The 24,395-nt window shown below is 25.7% G+C and carries 18 protein-coding genes and 1 pseudogene; 9 read left to right on the top strand and 10 right to left on the bottom strand.

The window, feature by feature from the left end; translation table 11 throughout:
• The first annotated feature begins 29 nt into the window (after positions 1 to 29).
• The 3 genes from FD728_RS01310 (at position 30) to cls (ending at position 3,324) form a co-directional block, all read left to right on the top strand.
• Positions 30 to 764, top strand: a complete 735-nt coding sequence (locus FD728_RS01310) for a YciC family protein (protein WP_159934035.1) — start codon at positions 30 to 32, stop codon at positions 762 to 764.
• A gap of 75 nt (positions 765 to 839) precedes the next feature.
• Positions 840 to 1,367 (top strand): septation protein A, encoded by a 528-nt coding sequence (locus FD728_RS01305; protein ID WP_159934033.1) that lies wholly within the window; start codon positions 840 to 842, stop codon positions 1,365 to 1,367.
• A 496-nt stretch (positions 1,368 to 1,863) separates the two neighbouring features.
• A complete protein-coding gene (cls, locus tag FD728_RS01300) occupies positions 1,864 to 3,324 on the top strand; it encodes a cardiolipin synthase (protein WP_159934031.1) in 1,461 nt (486 codons plus the stop codon).
• 283 nt (positions 3,325 to 3,607) lie between these two features.
• Here the strand turns inward: cls and FD728_RS01295 are convergent, their stop codons facing one another.
• The 4 genes from FD728_RS01295 to FD728_RS01280 all read right to left on the bottom strand — a co-directional run bounded on the left by FD728_RS01295 (position 3,608) and on the right by FD728_RS01280 (position 7,507).
• Entirely contained in the window at positions 3,608 to 4,615 is a 1,008-nt protein-coding gene (locus FD728_RS01295) for an NAD-dependent epimerase (RefSeq protein ID WP_159934029.1), read from the bottom strand.
• A 14-nt stretch (positions 4,616 to 4,629) separates the two neighbouring features.
• Positions 4,630 to 5,970 (bottom strand): UDP-glucose/GDP-mannose dehydrogenase family protein, encoded by a 1,341-nt coding sequence (locus FD728_RS01290; protein WP_159934027.1) that lies wholly within the window; start codon positions 5,968 to 5,970, stop codon positions 4,630 to 4,632.
• A 3-nt stretch (positions 5,971 to 5,973) separates the two neighbouring features.
• Positions 5,974 to 6,888: a UTP--glucose-1-phosphate uridylyltransferase GalU gene (gene galU / locus FD728_RS01285; protein ID WP_159934025.1), complete on the bottom strand. Its 915-nt coding sequence runs from the start codon at positions 6,886 to 6,888 to the stop codon at positions 5,974 to 5,976.
• Between the two features lie 454 nt (positions 6,889 to 7,342).
• On the bottom strand, positions 7,343 to 7,507 hold the full coding sequence (locus FD728_RS01280) for a hypothetical protein (RefSeq protein WP_159934023.1): 165 nt from the start codon (positions 7,505 to 7,507) through the stop codon (positions 7,343 to 7,345).
• A 938-nt stretch (positions 7,508 to 8,445) separates the two neighbouring features.
• Between FD728_RS01280 and xthA the strand changes: the two genes are divergently transcribed.
• Positions 8,446 to 9,255, top strand: a complete 810-nt coding sequence (gene xthA, locus FD728_RS01275; protein ID WP_159934468.1) for an exodeoxyribonuclease III — start codon at positions 8,446 to 8,448, stop codon at positions 9,253 to 9,255.
• A 341-nt stretch (positions 9,256 to 9,596) separates the two neighbouring features.
• Positions 9,597 to 10,613, top strand: coding sequence for a type I glyceraldehyde-3-phosphate dehydrogenase (gene gap / locus FD728_RS01270; RefSeq protein ID WP_159934021.1), 1,017 nt, complete (start codon positions 9,597 to 9,599; stop codon positions 10,611 to 10,613).
• Positions 10,614 to 10,787: 174 nt separating this feature from the next.
• Here gap and dadX read toward each other — a convergent pair whose 3' ends face one another.
• Positions 10,788 to 11,861, bottom strand: a complete 1,074-nt coding sequence (dadX, locus tag FD728_RS01265) for a catabolic alanine racemase DadX (RefSeq protein WP_159934019.1) — start codon at positions 11,859 to 11,861, stop codon at positions 10,788 to 10,790.
• A gap of 1,250 nt (positions 11,862 to 13,111) precedes the next feature.
• On the opposite strand from dadX, the gene minC reads away from it, so the two are divergent.
• Genes minC through minE form a run of 3 tightly spaced genes read left to right on the top strand, consistent with a single transcriptional unit; the run spans position 13,112 to position 14,919 of the window.
• Positions 13,112 to 13,795, top strand: a complete 684-nt coding sequence (gene minC, locus FD728_RS01260; protein ID WP_159934017.1) for a septum site-determining protein MinC — start codon at positions 13,112 to 13,114, stop codon at positions 13,793 to 13,795.
• Between the two features lie 37 nt (positions 13,796 to 13,832).
• Positions 13,833 to 14,645 carry a septum site-determining protein MinD gene (gene minD, locus FD728_RS01255; protein ID WP_159934015.1) on the top strand — a complete coding sequence of 271 codons (813 nt, stop codon included), beginning with the start codon at positions 13,833 to 13,835 and terminating at the stop codon, positions 14,643 to 14,645.
• 4 nt (positions 14,646 to 14,649) lie between these two features.
• Positions 14,650 to 14,919: a cell division topological specificity factor MinE gene (gene minE, locus FD728_RS01250; RefSeq protein ID WP_159934013.1), complete on the top strand. Its 270-nt coding sequence runs from the start codon at positions 14,650 to 14,652 to the stop codon at positions 14,917 to 14,919.
• Positions 14,920 to 15,094: 175 nt separating this feature from the next.
• On the opposite strand, the gene tsaB is transcribed toward minE, so the two are convergent.
• A complete protein-coding gene (gene tsaB / locus FD728_RS01245) occupies positions 15,095 to 15,793 on the bottom strand; it encodes a tRNA (adenosine(37)-N6)-threonylcarbamoyltransferase complex dimerization subunit type 1 TsaB (protein WP_159934011.1) in 699 nt (232 codons plus the stop codon).
• Positions 15,794 to 16,014: 221 nt separating this feature from the next.
• On the opposite strand from tsaB, the gene pabB reads away from it, so the two are divergent.
• Positions 16,015 to 17,379: an aminodeoxychorismate synthase component 1 gene (gene pabB / locus FD728_RS01240; RefSeq protein WP_159934009.1), complete on the top strand. Its 1,365-nt coding sequence runs from the start codon at positions 16,015 to 16,017 to the stop codon at positions 17,377 to 17,379.
• Between the two features lie 152 nt (positions 17,380 to 17,531).
• On the opposite strand, the pseudogene FD728_RS01235 reads toward pabB, so the two are convergent.
• The 4 genes and pseudogenes from FD728_RS01235 to proQ form a co-directional block, all read right to left on the bottom strand.
• Positions 17,532 to 18,836: pseudogene (locus FD728_RS01235) on the bottom strand (CBS domain-containing protein); the annotation flags it as partial.
• Positions 18,837 to 19,253: 417 nt separating this feature from the next.
• Positions 19,254 to 19,463: a transcription antiterminator/RNA stability regulator CspE gene (gene cspE / locus FD728_RS01230; protein WP_159934005.1), complete on the bottom strand. Its 210-nt coding sequence runs from the start codon at positions 19,461 to 19,463 to the stop codon at positions 19,254 to 19,256.
• 1,035 nt (positions 19,464 to 20,498) lie between these two features.
• Complete coding sequence (locus FD728_RS01225) at positions 20,499 to 22,550, bottom strand: carboxy terminal-processing peptidase (protein WP_159934003.1); 2,052 nt, start codon at positions 22,548 to 22,550, stop codon at positions 20,499 to 20,501.
• A gap of 19 nt (positions 22,551 to 22,569) precedes the next feature.
• Positions 22,570 to 23,256, bottom strand: coding sequence for an RNA chaperone ProQ (gene proQ / locus FD728_RS01220; RefSeq protein WP_159934001.1), 687 nt, complete (start codon positions 23,254 to 23,256; stop codon positions 22,570 to 22,572).
• Between the last annotated feature and the right edge of the window lie 1,139 nt (positions 23,257 to 24,395).

The following is a 24,395-nucleotide window of genomic DNA, read 5'->3' as shown; positions in this document are numbered from 1 at the left end:
ATTTTTGTTTTGAAGGAGCAATAACATACATGTCTATAACGGCAAGTTCATTATATCGTGACACAATACATTTTTTTCGTTATCAGATTTATAATATTATATTTATGGCATTATTTATATCAGTTGTTACTATAATAATAAGTCAAATATTAACGCTAGATCAGGAGTACTTAATATCGTTAAAACAAGCTAATGACAGTGCACATTCTCTATTTGAATTTATTCAGAAATTATCTCCTGCACAATATGTAATACTATTACGTGCTTCTGCTATGGGTACATTTGCTGCTTTGATAGGTAATACTTTATTATTAGGTGGGATGATATATTTAATCATATCCGCGTCTCAAGGAGAACAGGTAAGCTCATTTAGTGCTATAACATTATCTATACCCTTATTACCGAAATTATTATTACAAACTTTTCTCATTACATTAATAGTACAATTAGGTTTTATGATATTAATATTTCCAGGTATTATTTTAATAACTTTACTATCATTAGCTCCTATTATATTGAAAAATCAAAATATAAGTGTAATTGATTCATTATATGCTAGTATAAGTTTAGTTTCTGATAATATTAAACTTATTATGCCAGCTATACTAATGTGGTTATTAATGAAAATTATAATAATAATTATATTTTTCTTTTTAATTGGAATACCTGTTATTATTAGTTTAATACTACTTAATATGCTTAGTAATTTAGCTTACGCAATATTAATTATTTATTTATATCGATTATATATGCTTTTACATTAAATTAAATATTAGTATTTTAATTTATCTAGATTCTTTCAATTAGAAAAAGATAATATTATCTATTTTGGAAACTGTATGCAGCAAATCTTTGATTTTTTGTCATTAATATTATTTTTTGTTTTTTATAAAAAATATAATATTTATGTTGCTTGTATTGCACTAATGATTACAACAGGTATATCAGTCATTGCAAATTTTATTTTTTATCGTAAGATTGATAATCTAAATATTTTTACTTTTATCTTAGTTATTTTCTTTAGTACTTTAACTTTAATTTTTCATAATGATGAATTCATTAGATGGAAAGTTACAGTTATTTATTTCGTATTAGCATTAGTTTTGATTTATAGTCAATATGTTACAAAACAACCTGTGATTAAAACCATTTTAGGTAAAAACATAAAGTTATCTAATATGATATGGAGACGCTTAAATATTTCTTGGGCTGTATTTTTTTTATTATGTGGAAGTTTAAATATTTATGTTGCCTTTTGGCTATCACAGGAATTTTGGGTCAATTTTAAAGTATTTGGACTTACCGGAATCACTTTATTATTTACTTTATTTAATAGTATATATATTTGTCGACAAATAACAAAATAAATAATATTTATTATATTCTATTTTTAAGAATTTATTTTGAAATTTTTAATAAAAATATTTACTCTTATAAATTTAAGTTGACCATTATATTAAATGTAGTATAGATTTAAGATAATAAAGAAATCTATTGCCTTATTAAAAGAATTGGAATAAGATATTATTTATAAATTTTAAATTATCTTTGAATTGTATGATGATTATACTAATGATATATTAAAATTGATATATTAAAATTCAATAATAGTAAGATTATATAGTGATCATTAATTTAATGTTATATATTAATTCTGAAAATAACTTTCGTTCTTTACTATTATTTCTTTATTATTAATTGTATACCCTTTCAAAATATCTAAAAATTAAAAAAATTATAAATTTTTGATTGACAGTTAAATTAATAAATTCTTAATTAAAATTAAATAACGGTATAACTTTTATTACAAGTTATAAATATATAAACTTGCTTTAATAATTATTAATAGGATGTCCATATTTAATGAATATACTTTGTACATTTATCAGTTGGATATTCATCTTGATATACTTGTTGTTAATTGTATTTGTAACAATACGTATTCTTATGCAACATCGTACAATTAATTCGATACTAGCATGGTTACTCGTTATATGTATTTCACCTATAATTGGGGTTATTATATATTTAACTTTAGGAGAACTTAATTTAGGTAAAAAACGTAGTAAATGTACTCGTAATACTTGGATTTCTATAATTAAATGGTTAAATGAGCTTAAAGAGAGCCGTTATATTTTTACAAATAAACATAGCAATATTTCGAAGGCTTTATTTAATTTATGTAGAAAACGTCAAAGTATAAGAGGTGTTATAGGAAATAAAGTACAATTAATTACTAATACTAGTGATGTGATGAATGCAATTATTCACGATATTAATTTTGCAAGAAAAAATATTGAAATGGCATTTTATATATGGCAAAGCAGTGGACTAACTGATAAAGTTGCTGAATCATTAATTGCTGCATCTCGACGTGGTGTTAAATGTCGTTTAATGTTAGATTCAGTTGGTAGTATAGCTTTTTTTAATGATCCTCTAGTTAATATAATGCGTAACGCTGGGATTGATATAGTTGAAGCTCTTCAGGTAAGTTTACTATGTATTTTTCTACGTCGTATGGATTTACGTCAACATCGTAAAGTCATACTTATTGATAACAAAATTGCATATACTGGTAGTATGAACATGGTAGATCCACATTTCTTCAAGAAAGATTCAGGTGTGGGACCATGGATTGATTTAGTAGTACGTATGGAAGGACCAGTTTCAACAATAATTGGAATGGTTTATGCTTGTGATTGGGAAATTGAGACAGGTAAACGTATTTTACCCTCTCCACCTAATAAAAAAATGATTTCATTAAAAAAAGAGAATAATTATACTATTCAAGTAATTCCTTCAGGTCCTGGTTTTTCAGAAGATATAATACATCAAGTTTTATTAACTGCAGTGTATTCAGCACATACACAGCTTATTATGACTACTCCTTACTTCATACCGAGCGATGAGTTACTTCATGCGATATGTACTGCTGCATATCGGGGTGTTGAGGTAAAGATTATTTTACCACGTTACAATGACTCTGTATTAGTAGGTTGGGCGAGTAGAGCATTTTTCACTGAACTACTAAAAGCAGGTGTAAAAATCTATCAATTTGAAAAAGGATTATTACATACTAAAAGTATTTTAGTAGATAAACAGCTATGTTTAGTAGGTACAGTAAATCTTGACATGCGAAGTTTTTGGCTCAATTTTGAGCTTACACTAGCAATTGATGATGCTAGATTTGGTAGTGATCTTGCTCGTATACAGGATGATTATATAGCATCCTCTTATTTATTAGATGATGCTATTTGGATAAAACGTGCTTGGTGGCAACGTATCATTGAAAAATTATTCCACTTCCTTAATCCATTATTATGATATTTATTAATTTAATTTTTAATAACGATTTTATCTTTTATTAAAATAATTAATCATTATTTTTTATCTACTTTATTTATTAAAAATCAAGTCAAGTAATAAAAATATTATAATAGATAATATCTGTATACTATAGAATAACTTCTTGAATTGCTATTTAAGTATATTACTAATTACTTATAAAAATACTTAAAAGTATTTTTATAAAGTGATAATTCCTATGCAATTTTAAATTGTAATTAATCATACATGTATAGCATACTAATACTAGATTTTAAAAATATTAATAATTATAAAAATTAAGATACCACTTAACAAATTGTTGTATACCCCAATCAACATTAGTTTTAGGACAAAAATTAATGATGTCCTGGAGATTTTGAGTATCAGCATGAGTTTCTAATAAATCTCCTGGTTGTATTGGCAACATGTTTTTTTTCGCTTTTATGCCTAATGCTTTTTCTAATGATGCAATATAGGTCAATAAGCTTACTGGATGATTATTACCAACATTATAGATACTATAAGGTGCATATTGAATATTAGTAGATCTATTTTTTACTGCCCAGTTCTTATTTGGTTGAGGAATTGTATTTTGTAATCTGAAAATAACTTCACAAATATCATCTATATAAGTGAAATCTCTTTTCATATTACCATTATTGTAAACATCTATTTTCTTACCTGATAGCATAGCACTAGTAAATTTAAATAATGCCATATCCGGACGTCCCCATGGGCCATAAACAGTAAAAAGACGCAGTCCAGTGGTAGGTAATTGATATAAATAAGAATAAGTATGAGACATTAATTCATTAGATTTTTTTGTTGCTGCATATAGTGAAATTGGATGGTCAACGCAATCATCAGTTGAAAAAGGCATTTTACAGTTAAGTCCATATACTGAGCTAGATGAAGCATAAAGTAAATGATCAATTTTATGATGACGACAACCTTCAAGAATATTAATGTGACCAATTAAATTAGTATTAACATAAGAATACGGATTATCAATTGAATAACGTACGCCAGCTTGAGCACCTAAATGAATAACTCGTTTAAAATGATACTTAGCAAATAAAGAAGAGATTGCTACACGATCTGCAAGATCTATTTTTAAAAAAGTAAAAGATGAATCATGCATGATTTGCTGTAGTCGTGCTTTTTTTAAGTGTACATCATAATAATCATTTAGATTATCAATACCTATAACTTGATGACCAGCATTTAGTAAACGTTTACTAATATGAAATCCAATAAACCCTGCTGCACCAGTAACTAGAAAATTCATAAATTCCTCATTTATTATACAATTTTAATAGAATCTCCACGACCAATTGCATAATAAATAAATCCGATTTTTTTGATGCGTTCTGGGTCGTATAAATTACGACCATCAAAAATCACAGGTTGTTTTAATATATTTTTAACTAAATTAAAATCTAATGCGCGAAAATTTTGCCATTCAGTACAAATAATTAAACCATCTGCATTTTGTAAAGCATCTTCTTTTGTAATCATGAGCTTGAGATCATTGCGATTGCCATAAATACGTTGTGCTTCATTCATAGCCTCTGGATCAAATGCTTGAATAATAGCACCTAATTTCCATAATGATTCCATTAATACTCGACTAGATGCTTCACGCATGTCATCTGTATTAGGCTTAAATGCCAACCCCCACAAAGCAAAAATTTTACCATGTAAATTATTTCCAAAATGATATTTAATAAAACCAACTAATTTGGTTTTTTGAAAATCATTTACCTTTTCCACAGCATTTAAAAGATTTGCTTGATAACCAACTGATTTAGCAGTATTAATGAGAGATTTTATATCCTTTGGAAAACAAGAACCACCGTATCCACAGCCAGGATATATACAATAATAACCAATTCTAGGATCTGACCCAATACCTTGACGAACTTTTTCAATATCAGCACCTAAATATTCCGCTAAATTAGCTATTTCATTCATGAAACTAATTTTTGTTGCTAACATACAATTTGCTGCATATTTAGTTAATTCAGCACTACGAATATCCATTAGGATCATACGATCATGATTTCTATTAAAAGGTTCATACAGCTCTCGAAATAACTCTGCAACTTTATTATTATCCGTACCTATTATTATACGCTCAGGACGCATACAATCATTTATTGCTACACCTTCTTTTAAAAATTCTGGATTTGAAACTACATCAAAAATAACATTTACGTCACGAACTTTTAAGATATTAGTCATAATTGAACGGATATAATCTGTAGTTCCAACTGGTACAGTAGATTTATTAATAATAACTTTATAAGTATTAACATGCTGTGCAATAGTACGAGCAACCATCTTGACATATTTTAAATCTGCAGAACCATCTTTATTAGCTGGAGTACCTACAGCAATAAATTGCATTATACCATGATTTACTCCTTTTTTTGCATTCGTACTAAATTGAAGACGTCCAGCCTTATAATTTGATATAACTAAAGAAGTTAAACCAGGTTCAAAAATAGGAATAATTCCTTTTTTTAAATTATTGACTTTTTTACTATCAACATCAATACAAATAACTTCATGTCCTACTTCAGCAAATACTGCAGCTTGAACTAAGCCAACATAACCAATACCAAATAAAGTTACTTTCATTAATTATCCTTTATTTAATAATTTTATTTTATTATTTAACCATTCAGTAAACTTTTTACCTAATACTGGATGCCGAATACCATATTCAACAAAAGTTTGCATATAACCTAATTTATTACCACAATCATGACTTATGCCTTTCATATGATAAGCTTCAACGATTTCTTCTTTTATTAATAACGAAATACAATCAGTAAGCTGAATTTCACCGCCAATAGCCGGAGGAGTTTTTTCTAATAATGTCCAAATTTTTGATGGAAGAACATAACGACCAACTATTGCTAAATTAGAAAGTAATTGGGATTTTTTTGGTTTTTCAATAACTCCAAATATTTGCACACTATCACCAGGATTTAAATCTATATTTTTACAATCAACAATACCGTACTCTGTTACGTCTACAACTGGATTAACCATAATTTGACCATATCCACTTTGTTCGTAACGTATTAACATTTCTGCTAAATTATCTTTAGTTAGATCTGATGTACAATCATCCACAATAACATCTGGTAGCAGAATTGCTACAGGTTCGTTACCCACTAAAGGATGAGCACACATTATGGCATGACCAAGTCCTTTTGCTATACCTTGACGTACTTGCATAATAGTAACGTGCGGAGGACAAATAGATTTAATTTCATCTAATAATTGACGTTGAACACGTTTTTCTAACATTGCTTCTAATTCAAAACTAGTATCGAAATGATTTTCAATTGAATTTTTAGAAGAATGAGTTACTAAAATAATTTCATTAATTCCTGAAGCAATACATTCATTTACTACATACTGGATTAATGGCTTATCAACTAAAGGTAACATTTCTTTTGGAATAGCTTTAGTAGCAGGTAACATACGTGTACCTAACCCTGCAACTGGAATTATTGCTTTTTTGACTTTATAGTTATAGGAAGCCATAGAAGAACTCTCTTATAAACTGTTCAAGTAAATATTTAATTATTAGTTTAAACAATGAAATAAATAAATAGTATATCAATAATTTTTTATAAAGACTTATTGAAGATGAGGTTAATCTATTAAATTTCAAAATATAAAACATAAAAAAATTAATCTTAATATATATATGTTGTTTATTAAACAAATTTTACTATTAGAACTCTAAACGTTACATTTCCAAATATTAGCTTGTTAAATGATTTGCTTTAGATTTATATTCTCTATAGTATCTAATGGTACGCTTTTACTAATATGAATCTATTTTACTAATATGAATTTAATAAAAGGATTATAGTTGATATTAAATTTTGCATTTAAATCAGCAGAAACTAAAAGTGATTTTTTCAATTCTCGATGATCATGACCTACTCAAAGTAGAAACTGACCATTCAAATTAATTTGATGCAATAACATATTAATTGTTATTAATAAACAACTTAGATAAGTGTTGTTTTTGTATATAAATTTGTTTTTGTAATAAAAAATTAAATAAAGATTTTAATAATGTAGCTAATATAGCGTTATTATCGGCACGTGTAATATCAAGATAGTGAAAAGTAAGATTATTATTTGATAACATAGTAGTATCTAATACTAATCTTAGCTGTGCAACTTCGACAATAATTATCTTTTTGACGATTAATGGATTTTCAATTTTTATATCCCTACATAACAGATTAAGTTTACTTAAAATATGATGCAGTTGAGTTTTATAGTATTATATTTATTTAAATGACTAAATTGATAATTCATTATCAGCATAGATTAGCAGTAAGTTATATTCATTATTTTTACTGTCTGATAATTTTTAATATTTAGTTGTAGCAGAAAATATCTTAAAAAGATCTTTGAGAATAAAACATTTAATTAATATATTAATTAAATTTAATAAACATCATTATACGTGAAATTATTGACTAATATTTTTTATTTTTTATATTTTATACTTAACCATTACTTAAATAGTAATAAAGTATTGTGATTATAGATTTTATCTTTTATTTAAAATATTAATATTAGATATAGATATAATGTAATGATATAAAAACTATATAATTTAATTTATTATGCAAATAATTAATCCTAATAAGAAAAATATATGTAAATTATAAGAACTCAACAGAAGATTAATTAATAATTAGTTATTGATAATAACATTTAAATGCCAAAAATTTTTATCTTCAAGTAAATTATTTTATATATTATATAAAGTAAGAAGAAAAAGATATTTTGATAAAATTATTAAATGATAGATAAATATGATAAAATCATACATAAAATATAATAATATTTATTATTATGTATTGAAGTAATTAAATTTAATTTACTTAAATACTTGTTTTTTTAAGTAAATAAATAAAAAAAAAACAAATTTTAAAATAAATAAATTTATAAAAATTGATATATTGCACATGAATCATATCAATTTAGTGTAATAAATATTAAAAATTACTATGTTAATTAATTTTCATTCAAAATTTAAATTTTTTAGAAAAAGAAGTATTTAATTCAATGATCATGAAGTTTGTTTCTTTTAATGTTAATGGATTAAGAGCAAGAAAACATCAATTAGAAGCTCTTATTAAAAAACATGAACCAGATGTTATTGGCTTGCAAGAAACCAAAGTACACAATGATATGTTTCCACTAGAGGAACTTAAAAAGTTAAATTATAATATTTATTATCATGGACAGAAAGCTCACTATGGTGTAGCTTTATTTACTAGAAAATCACCAATTACGGTATGTTATAATTTTCCAGAAGATGAAAAAAACGTACAATGTAGAGTTATTATAGCGGATATTTCTAGTCCTATAGGAAATATTAAAGTACTTAATGCGTATTTTCCCCAAGGAGGCAATCGTAATGATTCTATAAAATTTGGCGCTAAGAAAACTTTTTTTTATAACTTACAAAATTATTTAGAAAAAAATATTTCAATAAATAGCCCAATAATAATAATGGGTGATATGAACATTAGTACTAGTGACTTAGATATTGGTATTGGAGAAAAAAATCGAACACGTTGGTTAAATATAGGAAAATGTTCTTTTCTACCAGAAGAGCGAGAATGGATGAAAAATTTATTTAGCTTAGGTTTGGTTGATACTTGGCGTGAAAAAAATCCAAAAATAAACGACTGCTTTTCTTGGTTTGATTATCGATCTAAAGGATTTAATGATAATCGTGGATTACGTATCGATTTATTACTTGCTAATAAATATTTAGCTTCATATTGTATAGAAAGTGGTATAGATTATGATATTCGTAGCATGAAGAAGCCTTCTGATCATGCTCCTGTTTGGTCTACATTTAAATTTATATAAAATCCATTAATGTATTATTTCTAAAACATTAATGATACTATCAATTATATAATTTTAATAAATATATAATTTTAACAAAAAAATTATTATTCAATTAAATCCAGCATGGATATAAATTAATAATTTAACTAACAGCTATAATATATAAACTTATATATATAGTAAATTTTACTAGTATATTATTTAATCTAAAAAATTTTTTATTTTTAAAATAACAAAATTTATAATTTTTTTAAAAAGCAAATAAAATAATTAATTTATTAATTATACTTGGTTCTTAATATCATGTTTATGAACTTATAGATAATACTTCATAACATATAACTTTATAGCTGGTAAATATGACTATTAAAGTAGGCATTAACGGTTTTGGGCGTATAGGTCGAATTCTTTTTCGTGCTGCACAGCAACGTTCTAACATTGAAATTGTTGCAATTAATGATTTACTTGAAGTAAATTACATAGCTTACATGCTTAAGTATGATTCAACTCATGGTCGGTTTCCTGGCACTATAGCAGTAGAAAGTGATTTATTAATTGTCAATGGTAAAAAAATTCGTGTTAGTAATGAAATAAATCCAGAAAAACTAAAATGGGATGAAGTAAAAGTTGATGTCGTTGCAGAAGCAACTGGTATTTTTTTAACTGATGACACTGCACGTAAACATATTACTGCAGGTGCTAAAAAAGTAGTATTAACTGGGCCATCTAAAGATGATACTCCTATGTTTGTTAGAGGAGTTAATTTTAATAAATATAATGGTCAAGATATTGTCTCTAATGCTTCATGTACTACTAATTGTTTAGCTCCGTTAGCTAAGGTAATAAATGATGAATTTGGTATTATTGAAGGATTGATGACTACGGTTCATTCTATTACTGCAACTCAGAAAACTGTTGATAGTCCATCCTATAAAGATTGGCGTGGCGGACGCGGAGCATTTCAAAATATTATCCCATCTTCTACTGGTGCTGCTAAAGCGGTTGGTAAAGTGTTACCAGAATTAAACGGAAAACTCACTGGTATGGCTTTTCGTGTTCCAACTACTAATGTATCTGTAATTGACTTTACTGTACGTTTAGAAAAACCAACTAATTATAACAATATTTGTATGGCAATTAAAAATGCTTCTAAAAAAGATATGAAAGATGTTATTGGATATATTGAAGATGATATAGTATCAAGTGATTTTAACGGTAATATTTTAACTTCAATATTTGATGCTAAAGCAGGGATTGCATTAAACGATAATTTTGTTAAATTGATTTCTTGGTATGATAATGAAACAGGTTATTCTAATAAAGTATTAGATTTAATCATACTGATTTCATCTAAAAATAATACATTCAATTTTTAAAAGATAAATATTAAATAAATGAATTTACAATGATAATTCATTATCATTTAAAATGATATAAAGTAAATTATTGATAAGTAATTAAATATTATATTTATCTAGTTAATTAATTGTTTTTATTCATAAGAATTTTATTAAATGAAGTATATAGTTTGTTCTTTATAATTGTAGATTTTAAAAAATCATTTTTACTGGAACTCGAGATGTAAGAGAACACATAAGCTCATAGCTTATTGTCCCAGCTGAAGTAGCAACTTCATCAATTTTTATTTCTTTACCCCATAGCTCTACTTTAGATCCTATACTTGCTTGAGGACATGGTTCTAAATCTATGGCCATCATATCCATTGAAATTAATCCTAAAGTTCTTGTACGAATACCATCTACACAAACTGGTGTACCTGTTGGAGCATGACGTGGATAACCATCGCCATAACCACAAGAAACTGTACCAATACGCTGACTATGTAGTGCGTGATAGTGATAATTATAACCTACTCCATCGCCATATACAAGATTCTGTATTCCAATAATTTCACTGTTAAGCGTCATTACAGGTTGTAAATTAGTATTATTAATATCTTTCCACTCTCCACTAGGCGATGCACCATATAAAATAATTCCTGGACGAATCCAATCAAAGTGAGCTTCTGGATGCCATAATATAGTCGCTGAATTAGCTAAAGAACATAAACAATTTAATTTATTAGCTGCTTTTTTAATACACTTTAAAGATTTATTAAATTTTTTCAAATTTTTAGTATCAGCAAAATGTGTCATAAGTGTCATTTGTCCTATGTTAGGTAAAGATCGCAATATTCTCCATATAATTTGTGTTTGTTCTGGGCGAAATCCTAATCTATTCATACCAGTATTAATTTTTAAATATATATTAATCGGTTTAGAAACATGTGCTTGTGCTATAGCTTGAATTTGCCAACTACTATGGATACTAGTAGTTAAGTGATAATAATCAATTAATGTGATATCTTGCTGCTGAAAAAATCCTTCTAATAATAAAATTGGTTTTTTCCATCCTTGTTCACGTAAAAAAATAGCATCTTCTATATTTACAAGTGCAAAACCATCGGTTTTTGTTAAACTTTTCCATACACGAGATAAACCATGACCATATGCATTAGCTTTTACTATTGACCAAATATTAGCATACGGAGCTAACTGTTTTACAATAGAAATATTATTATGTAGGGCTGTTTGATTAATAGTTGCACCGATAGGTCGTGGCATGATATTTTCTCTTTTTGTATATTTATACGGTATACAAGGATTGTGATGTTTTAGTATGTATTAATAGTTAGTTAGTTAGTTATAAATAATAGCTGTAAAATTTTTTAATTGAATAATTAAATATGATATTTTTATATCAATTTAAAATAATAGATTTATTTAGTAAGATACAAGAATTTTTTTTATGGACTTTAATACTTTGCATTAAAGTTAAAAATAATATCTATATTTCAAGAACTAATTATTTTCTAATTTTTTTAAAAATATAATTAATTTTTATGTATAAATATAATAGATATTATAATTAATTAATACTTTCAAATTAAATGATTATATATAAAAATATACTTATATTAAATACAATTGATGATATTAGTTAATATATTTAATCATATATACAAAAGATCTTAAAAATTAAATGGATTATTTAATAAAAATAGTAAAATGTTTTTTCTTTTTTAAATAATTATGAACTCCAATATTTTATTGGAAATAAAAAATATTTTCAATTCACTTATTATTAAATAATCAATAGGTTAATTTAAATACTTTACTAATTTATATTTAAATAAAAAAATTAACAGTATATTTACTTTAAATAAATGGAGTTTATATCATATATAAATTTTTTATAGACTATGCTTAATATCTCATAAAAATCAAAAATTAATGTCTATAATAAATTAAAAATAATTATGAATTATATTGAATTTATTAATTTTAAATTAATAAATATTAATATAATATGGATCAATTTTTAATGTAGATTAAAAAATCTTGATTCATAACTTTAATAACTTATAGTACTACTTTATTAGTATAATAATAGCTTATCTTAACTTTAAAATAATACTATTTTTTTAAGTTAATTTTTTATTAAAAATCTTATTATAGAATATTTTGATAGTTTATTATAAATTAATAAATTTATTTATTAATTTATAATAAACTATTTAAATTGCAATTTTTAGTTTTATATTATTTTCTTATTTTAGATTTATGTTAATTACTTAATAAGTATCTATCTCAATAAATACTTTAATAAATAATTAACAAGCTTTGTTAAACATATTTAATTAAATATTTCAATTTATTTATTAAATTTATTTAAGATCAATAAATATTTTTTAATAAAGAACTTACTTCATTAGTGAAATTACAACTATAGTATAGTTATAAAAATTCTACTATTATCAATTTAATGATATTTAAATCTTGGAAAAAATATAAAAAGTATAGAGACAGCACAGATGTTACAAATGCCAATTGAATGTAAGGGAAGTAATTTCACCTTATTAGTATTTTACCTATACAATTCACAACCTGAAATTATTCGTAAAGCATTACAAGATAAGATTAATCAAGCACCTGTTTTTTTACAAAATGCCCCAATAGTATTAAATGTATCAGCATTAAATAATAATACTAATTGGGAAAAAATGAAACATGCTATTAATAAAACAGGTTTACGTATAGTAGGTATTAGTGGTTGTACTGATAAATTATTAAAACAAAAGATAGATCAGTCTGGTTTACCAATATTGTCTGAAGGAAAAGAAAGCTTTAATTTAAATAATACTTCAGTTTCCATACCTCAAAATATAAATAAAACTCGTATTATTCATACTCCAATACGTTCAGGACAACAAATTTATGCGCGTAATACCGATCTTATACTTACCAATAATGTTAGTGCTGGTGCCGAACTAATAGCTGATGGTAATATTCATATTTATGGCATAATGCGTGGTCGTGCTTTAGCAGGAGCTAACGGCGATCGTGATTGCCAAATTTTTTGTACTAATTTTTTTGGAGAATTGATATCTATTGCTGGTGAATATTGGATCATAGATCAGATTCCTACAAAATTTTTTGGTAAATCGGTACGCTTATATCTCAAAGATGGCACACTTACAATACAAAATCTCAATTAATAATTAACCCCTTTTTTTGTTAAGGAAATTATTATTCATGGCACGTATCATTGTAGTTACATCAGGTAAAGGAGGCGTTGGCAAAACTACTTCAAGTGCTGCTATCGCTACAGGATTAGCACAGAAAGGCAAAAAAACTGTAGTAATTGATTTTGATATAGGACTAAGAAATCTTGACTTAGTTATGGGATGTGAACGCCGTGTTGTATACGATTTTGTAAATGTTATTCAAAGAGATGCAACACTGAACCAAGCTCTTATCCGTGATAAACGAACTGAACGATTATATATTCTTCCTGCATCACAAACTAGAGATAAGGATGCATTAACTCGAAACGGAGCTGAAAAAGTACTTAATGATTTAGCGGAAATGGAATTTGATTTTATCGTTTGTGATTCCCCAGCAGGAATTGAAACCGGTGCACTCATGGCTATATATTTTGCTGATGAAGCAATAATTACAACTAATCCAGAAGTTTCTTCTGTACGTGATTCAGATCGTATATTAGGGATTATTTCGTCAAAATCTCGTAGAGCAGAAAATGGAGATGAACCAGTTAAAGAACATTTACTTTTAACTCGTTATAATCCTAATCGAGTTATCCGCGGAGATATGCTTAGTATGGAAGATGTATTGGAAATACTACGTATTCCTTTAATGGGTGTAATTCCAGAAGATCAATCTGTATTACGTGCATCTAACCAAGGTGAACCAATAATTCTTGATACCAACTCAGATGCCGGTAAAGCTTATGCTGATACCGTAGATCGATTACTTGGCGAAGAACTTCCATTCCGATTTATTGAAGAAGAGAAAAAAAGTTTTTTGAAACGCCTGTTCGGGGGATAATATAATGGCATTACTTGATTTCTTTTTGTCCCGTAAAAAGAACACAGCAAATATAGCCAAGGAAAGGCTACAAATTATTGTAGCCGAACGAAGAAAACATGATAGTGAACCTCATTATCTACCACAGTTAAAACGTGATATTTTAGATGTAATTTGTAAATACGTTAAAATTGATCCAGATATGGTAACTGTCCAACTTGAACATAAAGAAAATGATATTTCTATTCTTGAACTTAATGTTACTTTACCTGAAGAAGAAACATTAATTAAATAATAGGAATTAGAATAGGATATGAAGATATAGTAATTATTTATTATAATAATATACAACATTAAATTAAAATTTTGTATTTTGATTATTTATTTGCTCATTAACATTATTTTTTTATTCATAATCATTAATACACATAACATATACAATCATAATTTATTTTAATAAATATATTTGCCTATCGACTTGGCAACTTTTTCCATGTATCTTTATTACGTAAATATGTTTGCCGAATATTTTCTACTGCATGAATTTTTTTTTGTTCCCATTTATTAATGGCTAACGGTAACATATCTTCAGCACTAGGTAATAGTATATCGGTATGGATTAATTTGGCACCAGAAGATTTTAATAACTCCGGATATATTTGCCAACCGGTACCAACTATAGCCCACTTGCCGCGTAAAGCAGCAAGACGTTCCTGTGCTTTTTCTGGTAATAGAACTGTTTCAGTTTCTGTACCTAACCATATATCATTATTATTTTTCTGATATTCAGCCCAATAAATTTCTCCCATATACGCATTAATTGCAGCTATTACTCTTCTAACTTTCATTTTACGCCAAGCACCTTGTGCCATAGTAGCAAGGGAAGAAATACCAATCATTGGTAAGTTTGCTCCAAGAGCTAGACCTTGTGCAAAACCAATACCAATACGTACTCCAGTAAAACTACCTGGTCCCTGGCAAAAAGCTAAAGCGTTAAGTGAACTTAGTTGTAATTTTTGTGCTAGCAATACTTCTTGAATAAGTGGTAAAACACGTTGTGTATGATTACGTATAGCAATTTCAAAACGGGTATCAATTTGATCTTGATGGAATAACGCAACTGAACAGGCTTCTGCTGATGTTTCTAAAGCTAAAATACAAATAGACATAATAATAAAGAACCTTAAAAATAAATCCTAGATAATATATAAAAATATATAATGAATTTATTCATTTCAAATAAATAAATTTTTTTGAATTATTTTTTGAGAAAAGTATTTAATTTAATGTAGTATTTAAAGTAATATACTAAGTATTTCATAAATAAATAGATAGCAATGGTAATAATTGTTATTATTAAAGATAATTTAATATTTAAAAATCATATGCTATGATCACTAAAGTTTATACTTTATCATTAACATATTCTTTAGATAGACTCTTCTATTATTTTTCAAATATAGCCCATCATCCATGGTCTATGCTACTTACTTCAGGCCATTCTAATCATCAGTATAGCCGATTCGATATTTTTTCAACAGATCCGTGTTCAACAATAACTACATATAGAGATATTACAGTAATAACACAAGGTAATAGTGTTACTCATTCTAAGAATGATCCACTGGTTATTGTACAACAACAATGTGATATACTAGGAATTAAGGTAAAATCTAACTCTAATTTACCTTTTCAAGGAGGAGCTATTGGATTATTCGGTTATGATCTTGGAAGACGCTTTGAAAAAATTCCGCAAATTGCTAAGGATGATATTACAACTCCAGATATGGCTATAGGAATTTATGATTGGGCTCTTATAGCTGATCATTATTTAAAAAAATTAACATTAGTATCATTAAATAGTCCTCAGGATCGTTGGCAATGGTTATTATCTCAAAATAATATATTAAAAAGTGAAGATTTTATCTTAACTAGTGATTGGGAATCTAACCTTACTTTTGATGATTATGCTAAACGTTTTTATATAATACAGGAATATATACATGCAGGTGATTGTTATCAAGTTAATTTAGCACAGCGTTTTCAAGCAACTTATCGTGGTAATGAATGGCAAGCTTTTTTGTATTTAAATAAATATAATCGTGCACCATTTAGTGCATTTTTAAAATTACCTACGAGCTCTATGCTTAGCTTTTCTCCAGAACGATTTTTATTATTACAAAACCGACAAATTGAAAGTCGTCCTATTAAAGGAACAATTCCACGCCTTTTTGAACCGATTGCTGATCTACATCAAGCAAGGAAACTTGCACATTCGATAAAAGATCGTGCAGAAAATTTAATGATAGTAGATTTACTACGGAATGATATTGGCCGTGTTGCAATACCAGGTAGTATTTTAGTCCCAGAATTATTTGTAGTAGAACCTTTTCCAACATTATATCATTTAGTTAGTACAGTACGTGGATTTCTAAAAAAAAAATTTTCACCAGTTGATTTATTACGCTCTTGTTTTCCTGGAGGATCTATAACAGGTGCTCCTAAAATTCGAGCCATGGAAATAATTGAAGAATTAGAACCTCATTGCCGTAATGCATGGTGTGGTAGTATCGGTTATATTAGTTTATGTGGCCGTATGGATATCAATATTAATATTCGTACTTTAATTGCAGAAAAACAATATATTTATTGTACGGCAGGTGGTGGATTAGTAGCAGATAGTATACTCAAAGAAGAATATGAAGAGATATTTCATAAAATAAATCCTATTATGTCTAAATTAAAAAATAAATAGTAGTATTCAGTTCTATAGTAATTTACATGAAAATATTTATTTATCCTATAATTTTATTATAAAATTATTATCAAAAATAATATTTAATAAATTATTTAAATTAATTAATAAGATATATATGAGCTATTCTCCTCTTTTATATCTTACTCCTAAGATATAAAAGATTTTTTTTCTTTTTCATCTAAGAATTCACCGGCAATTACTTCAAGTACATCTAATGGTGTAATTAAACCTTGAATGATACCAAATTTATTAATTATAATAACAAAACTATCTTTAGCTCGCCTCAGTACACCAAGTAAATTAATAGAATCTAGAGTTTCAAGTACCATAACTGCAGGGAAATTAGAAGCAAATTTTGCAACATCTGTACCTTTATCAATTTCTACCAATAATTCTTTAGCTCGTATTACACCAATAATTTTATCTAGTTCACCACGACATACAGGAAATAAGCTATGTGAAGTATCAAGTAGTTTAGTACGTATTTCATTTAAAGAACAGGAAACGTCAATCCAAGAAATATTACTACGTGGGGTCATAATACTGCTAATTGAACGCTGAGAAAGAGTTAATACGCTATTAATCATATAACGTTCTTCATCTTTAAAAGCTTCTTGTTGTCGTACAGTTTCTACTAATCTTGTTGTTTCTTCAGTTGTTGCCGGTTGATTTTTTTGTAATCCACCCATTAGACGAATAATGGCTTCAGCAGTACGTTCTCGTATTGGACGATGTTGCTGATGACGAAGAAAATTACGTCGTGCAATTTGATTAAACAATTCAATAAAAATAGAAAACCCTATAGCAACATAAAGATAAGCTTTTGGGATATAAAAACCGAAACCTTCTGCTATTAAAGATAAACCGATCATTAATAAAAAACTTAAACATAAAACCACTACGGTTGGGTGTGCATTAATAAATCGTGTTAACGGCTTAGAAGCTAATTGCATAATAGCAGTAGCAATGACAACAGAGGTCATCATTATAGGAAGCTGATTTACCATACCTACTGCTGTAATGACTGCATCTAGAGAAAATACTACATCCATCAAAACGATTTGTATTACCATTGCTAAAAAACTGGGCGAATTTTTATTCGCTTGATGTTCAATAGTATTATTTTCTAAGCGTTCGTGTAATTCTATAGTTGCTTTGCATAATAAAAAAAAACCACTAACTAATAAAATTAAATCTTTTCCAGAAAATTCAAAATATCCTATGCTAAATAAAGGACGAGTAAGAGTTACCATCCATGAAATAATGGAAAGTAAGCTAAGTCGCATAATTAATGCTAAGGATAAACCAATCAAGCGAGCTTTATCGCGTTCTTTTGGAGGTAATTTATCTGCAAGAATAGCTAAGAAAACTAGATTATCAATGCTCAGAACAATTTCCAACATAATTAATGTAAGCAAACCAGCCCAAATTGAAGGATCTAATAAAAATTCCATCAATCAATGACTCTTTTGCAAAATCTTAATAGTAAAAGTAAATGAAAATTGTTCTGTAACATGCAGTGATAAAAAAGCAGATCTTTAATTTACAAGCATATTCTTTATATCCTTGTAATTGTTGAAATATCTTTAGAAAGTATTGAATGCAGATTAAAATACTCCGATGATGTTCCATAAAGGTGAGCTAAAACCCTATCCTCCTTAACTGTATACACGAGATTGTTTTAACATTAACTTAGTATAACACATTTTATTTATAATTCAAATCAACGATTTAAATTATAAATAAAATACACTAAATTTATATTTAGAATCTTAATTCATTGAGTAAAAAGATAAAATGCAAAAAGCCCGATCTAGGATCTGAGGCTTTAAGATGTTTTTAAGTATAACACATATAAAATATGTTTTAATTTAAATAGTAGTTACATTAATTGCTGATGGACCTTTTTGACCATCTTGAATTTCAAACTCAACTTGTTGACCTTCAGCTAAAGTTTTAAACCCATTACCTTGAATAGCAGAGAAATGTACGAATACATCCTTACTACCATCAACAGGGGTAATAAAACCAAAACCTTTTGATTCATTAAACCATTTAACTTGACCTTTCATTTTTGTCATTTTGTAAATTCCCTAACCCTTAATTTTTAATATCACTTAAAAAAGATTTCTTAAAACATTTAGAAATTTTTATACATCAAGCTATGATTTTATTTAAATATCTATTTAAATAAATAATATTTATTATCACAGTATTGTATTTAAATTTTAAAAACCATTAATAGAAAATACTTATTTTTTACTTACTCCAAATAATGTATATAATTATATACTTAAAAATTTCTTATGTTAAGTAAACATTTAAGATGTCATAAAAATTTATAAATTTTTTATAAACCTCTAGATATAAATTAATTTAGGATTAAACAGTAATTCAATATCCTTATATTAAAAATTAATGTATTTTAAATACTTAAAAAATAAAAGTATATCCTATTTTTATAAAGTGTTTTAATCACATTAATTAATGATGATTAATTAAAAGTTAAAATAAATTTACATAAAAAATAATTTATTGATGATGAAAATCATTTAATAATATTTATTTTTTAGCATACCTTCTTTAAAGAATATAGTTCTAATTATACAAGAAAGTAACTTAGAACTAAAAAATATTAAACATAATGACTAATTTATTATATTAACATAGAAATTTCATGTGTTATCGTTGCTTCTAAATTTATTAATATTTTCTTTGCAAAAAAACTGAATATTACAACTAAAGATGTGTTGCAAAAAAAGTTATTAGCAACGTTATTAATATTTGATGTATGATAAATTGACATATGTAACATTGCAATATTAATCTATCAATATTATCGCTTAAAATTATATATTACTGACATTCTAGTTCACTTAATAATTAATTAATATAAACTAAATCCTAAAAGGCTTTAAAATAATTAAATTTTAATACTAATTGAATGAATATCTATTATATCAATATCATTATAAAAAGAATATTACTGCAGATTAGAAATTAATAAAAGAAAAATAAATATCATATATTTTAAACTATATAAGTTTGAAACACATATAATAATTTATATATATAACCTAGTATATAAGTACATGAATTTTAAATATTTTAATTTTTTAAAAAATTAAATTTATTTTATTTTGTTTGGTTTCTAGTTTAGACATATCATTAGCAATTTTTAATGTTTCATTTATGTAAAAATCACGTTTTTTATGATCTTTAAGCACTAGACTCAAATTCTTTAATGAGGTTTTCCATTCAATACAATAATACTTATTAATACTTTTTAAATATTTGATATCATTGTTAAGAGAATTTTTTTTATATTTCTCAAGATTTAAAAAAATAATATGAGGTTTATTTTTAATATTATCAACAATATGCTTCATGTATCTAATAAGATACTGATAATTTGGATCTTTCTTAATACGAGCAATATGTAACTTAGTAAGCTTTGGAATTAATGGACTAATATTCCCAATTTTAGTATATTTAATAGCGCTAATACGATCCCACGGTAATGAATTTTCTTTATATTTTTCAATATTTTCTATAACATCTAAATCATCAAGCATCAATATATCTGGTCTAACACCTTTACATTGAGTACTGCTGCCATTAATACGGTAAAATTTCTGAGTGGTATATTGTACTGAACCTAATGTTGGCCATTTATAATGAAATATGCGATCGTAAAAACGATTTAATAATTGATATTTTTGTACTGTACCTTTACCAAAGGTACGTTCACCAACAATCAGAGCGCGTCCATAATCTTGCATAGCAGCAGCAAAAATTTCAGAAGCAGATGCACTAAAATGATCAACTAATATTATCATGGGACCTTTATAATATGTAATGCTATTATTAGAATTTTCTTCATGTACTAAGCCATTTTTATTACGAATTAATACTATTGGTCTGTTAGGAATAAATAAACCAGATAAAGAAATGGCTTCCTTTAGTAGTCCACCGCCATTGGCACGTAAATCAATTACTATATTAATAATATTTTGTCTTTGCAGTTTTTGTAACTGTAATTTTACATCATTAGTTAATCCATAGTAGAAACTACTAATTCTTAGTAGGGCAATTTTTTTTTTACCAATATAATATATATTACTTTTTACAGCATTATCTTGAAGATAAATTTTTTGACGTATTAAAGTAATAATACTAATTTTCATTTCTTTATTTACTGGTAAGATTTTAATAGATATTTTACTCCCATATGGTCCTCTTATTTTAGATATTACATTATCTAGACGCCATCCAATAATAGATTCTATCGAATTACTTGTTTTTCCAATACCAACAATACGATCTCCTATATGAAATTGTTTACTTTTTGCTGCTGGTCCATTTGGTACAATAGATTCAATAAGTATATGATCATTGTCATCTATATGTAATAACAAGCCAATTCCATCTAAGGATAAATTTATGTGCGAGTTAAATTGATTAGTATTATCTGGCGATAAATAGTTAGTATGAGGGTCGATTGAATGAGCAAATGCAGTCATTGCTAGTTGGAATACGTCTTCACTATTACCTTGTATTAGATGATGTATGGCAAATTTATACTTTTTAAATAATTTTTTTTGAATTTCTTCATCCTTCTTGCCAGTTATTTTTAAGATGAATTCATTATATTTAATTTCATCATCCCATAAAGCTTGAATTTCTTTTTTGTTCTTGGGCCAAGGAGATGTTTTACGGTTAATTTCGATAAAGTCATTATTATTAAATATCATCGGACAATTTAATACACTTAAAGCATATCGATAAAATTCAAAACGGCGCTTTTGTACTAAATTATAAAGGTTATAAAATATATCTAATTTACCTTTTATTAATTTTTCTGTAATGTTAATACTATTAAATTTTGCTATTTCTGATGTAAGCAATAGATTATGATTGTAATCTATTGCATTAAGGTATCTATAAAAAATTTCTTTTGAAAATTTATTATCGATTTTAAACTTACGATAGTGAGAATAAAAAAAATATGAAGCTATCCTTTTAGTAACAGTAGGATATTCCGGTCTTATATTTAGCTGAGGAATTTGATTATAATGAATAATTTCATTTGTACTAAATATAGAAAATGAGGCTGTTAATAACAATCCTGCTGTAATTGTACTTAATATTAATATTTTCTTCTTCATGTAAACTGCAGGCTCCATTTCAAAATTTCAAATGTTCTGCGCGCATAATAACAGCTATGCCAGAAGATAATTGTACTCTAATACCATCTTTAGTAATTTCAAGGACAGTTGCATTTATAGATTTTTTACCAGCTTTTACTTTTATATTTTGACCAGGTTGTAAAGTTGTATTATTAAGAATTGATTCAGAATCTAAAGTACGTACTATACTAGATAGTTTATTTAAATTTAAATTACAAGAAGACATATTTTCTTTATTTATTTTTTTTTCTATTTTATGTTCTCCAGATTTATGTTCTATAGAATTACATGGATGCATTTCAAAAAAATATTTTTTAGTTTTTTTAGATTTTTGTAATTCCTGACGTTGTGCTTGAAACCGTATTTTAGCCTCTTCTAATTGTTTGCAAGCATATTTAATATGTTTCTCTTCCAATATACCACAAACATTACCATCAAGATCTATACGACTAACTCCAGATTTAATACTATAAAGATAACGCCAGCTAGAAGTATAAAGACGTAAAGCTAATCGTAATTGCGTTTTGCTTAATTGTTTTTCATCTTGAATACGTTTAATTATATCCTGAAATATACCTATTTTAAGTGGTATTGCTTCACCTTTAGCTTTAAAACAAGCTGGGAAACGTTCTGCTAAAAAAGCTATAATTTCTTTACTATTATTAAATTTAGATATACTTTCCATTAAAATTTCCTAATTAGAACTATTTTTTGATTATATTATGTAATATGTTAAATTTTAATGTATTTTTTATATAAAAATATAAACTTATTTTTTTTAACAGTTCAATATCACTTAATTAAAAACACAAACAAATTTATCATTAATAATTACTCTTATTTCATTAATGATTATCACGGTGAAACTAATCATTTTAATATATAAAAAGCTTAAAAAATATATAAATATTAACTATTTGGATTATGTAATTAAATACAAAATATAGATATAGAGAAAGAAAATATATTATTAGTTATTTAATAATGTATATATTTTAAAGAAATAAATATTTTTATTTCTTTAAAATAAAAAATAAAAATATTTATTAAGTTAACAATAAAATACTATTAATTAGTATAGATAAATAGTTAACTAACTAATCATTAGTTTAACTAAAAAAATAAAAATAATTTAATTTAAAAAATTTAACTTACTAAATATTTAAACGTAGAACTACTTGATAAATTTATATTTTTATATAATAAGAATTATAATCTTTATTTATAAAATTGATCATATATTAAATATATACATAGACTGAAGCATTAGTTAATAATATGTGTATAATGTATTTATTTTAAATAACTATTATAAATAATAAATATTTATTCAAATAAGAACCATATAAATATTCAAATAAAACATTTATTTCATTTTCCTTTATATTAGAATTAAATAATAGTACAATACTAATTGTTATATTATATATAATTATAAATAGCAATATTTTTAAAACATACAGAATAAAATAAGTTGATTATATTCATGAAATATTAATTAGAATATAAGGCAATAATGTTTATAAAAAATCTTTAAATGTATTCTTTTATTTATATTAATATTTTTAGATTTTATCTATTTTAGATAATCAATATTATTACAAAATAATATAAACTATTATCTAAAAAAAGACCGAATACAATTATTTGTACTCGGTCTAGGGAAATGGCTCCTAAAGAGCCTTAAGCTAAAGTATCTTTCTTATAAATATAGTTATATTAAATATATTATATTAATATAAATTAAAATTAATGATTTTCAAGTTTATTTATTAATTAAATAATAATAAAATTGAAAAAGTAATAAAATTTGTGATCTTTGTC

The sequence above is a fragment of the Pantoea sp. Aalb genome (genome assembly GCF_009829985.1).
GTDB lineage: Bacteria > Pseudomonadota > Gammaproteobacteria > Enterobacterales > Enterobacteriaceae > SZZU01.
The sequence above is the reverse complement of the archived record's forward strand: the minus strand, read 5'-3'. Positions and strand labels throughout refer to the sequence as shown.